General features: G+C 48.4%; 2 rRNA genes. Both read left to right on the plus strand.

Features of this window, described 5'->3' with window-relative positions:
• Window positions 1-282: ribosomal RNA gene (locus tag A9178_RS18210) — 16S ribosomal RNA — on the plus strand; the annotation flags it as partial.
• A 309-nt stretch (window positions 283-591) separates the two neighbouring features.
• A 23S ribosomal RNA gene (locus A9178_RS18215) occupies window positions 592-1,234 on the plus strand; the annotation flags it as partial.

Raw genomic sequence — 1,234 nt, forward strand, 5'->3', positions numbered from 1 at the left:
AAACCGTGAGGTCAAGCAAATCCCATAAAACCATTCTCAGTTCGGATTGTAGGCTGCAACTCGCCTACATGAAGCCGGAATCGCTAGTAATCGCGGATCAGCATGCCGCGGTGAATACGTTCCCGGGTCTTGTACACACCGCCCGTCACACCACGAGAGTTGGTAACACCCGAAGTCGGTGAGGTAACCTTTTGGAGCCAGCCGCCGAAGGTGGGACCAATGATTGGGGTGAAGTCGTAACAAGGTAGCCGTATCGGAAGGTGCGGCTGGATCACCTCCTTTCTAAGGATTATAGGAACACCTCATACAAGGTGTAAAAGACATAATTGATTGTTTGGTTCAGTTTTGAGGGATTAAATCCTTCAAATATGTACCTTGAAAACTAGATAAGACAAACAAGACATCAAACACAAAAGGCTGAAGCGACTGTTCAGCGACGTACGGACTGGACTGAACCGTAGGAGATAAAGGAAACACGGCGAGCGAAAGCGAATCGATGTTGACTTATCGTACGAAGGTGAAGGAAGTGCGTTAGTCGTTAGGAGCTAAAGCTAGATTAATTAAACGTCTATTCACAGACAATGACAGTATAGTTAAGTGAATAAGGGCGCACGGTGGATGCCTTGGCACTAGGAGCCGATGAAGGACGGGACTAACACCGATATGCCTCGGGGAGTTGTAAGTAAACGTTGATCCGGGGATTTCCGAATGGGGAAACCCACTGTTCGTAATGGAGCAGGACTTATACTTTAATACATAGGGTATAAGAGGCACACCCAGGGAACTGAAACATCTCAGTACCTGGAGGAAGAGAAAGCAAATGCGATTTCCCAAGTAGCGGCGAGCGAAACGGAAACAGCCCAAACCAGAGAGCTTGCTCTCTGGGGTTGTAGGACACTCCATTGGAGTTACAAAGAAATTCTTTAGACGAATCAACCTGGAAAGGTTAGCCAAAGAGGGTAACAGCCCTGTAATCGAAAAAGAATTTCCTCCGGAGTGTATCCTGAGTACGGCGGAACACGTGGAATTCCGTCGGAATCCGGGAGGACCATCTCCCAAGGCTAAATACTCCCTAGTGACCGATAGTGAACCAGTACCGTGAGGGAAAGGTGAAAAGCACCCCGGGAGGGGAGTGAAAGAGTACCTGAAACCGTGTGCCTACAAGTAGTCGAAGCGCGTTAATGCGTAACGGCGTACCTTTTGTAGAATGGACCGGCGAGTTACGATTGTATGC

The sequence above is a fragment of the Oceanobacillus sp. Castelsardo genome (genome assembly GCF_001659985.1).
Lineage (GTDB): Bacteria > Bacillota > Bacilli > Bacillales > Amphibacillaceae > Oceanobacillus.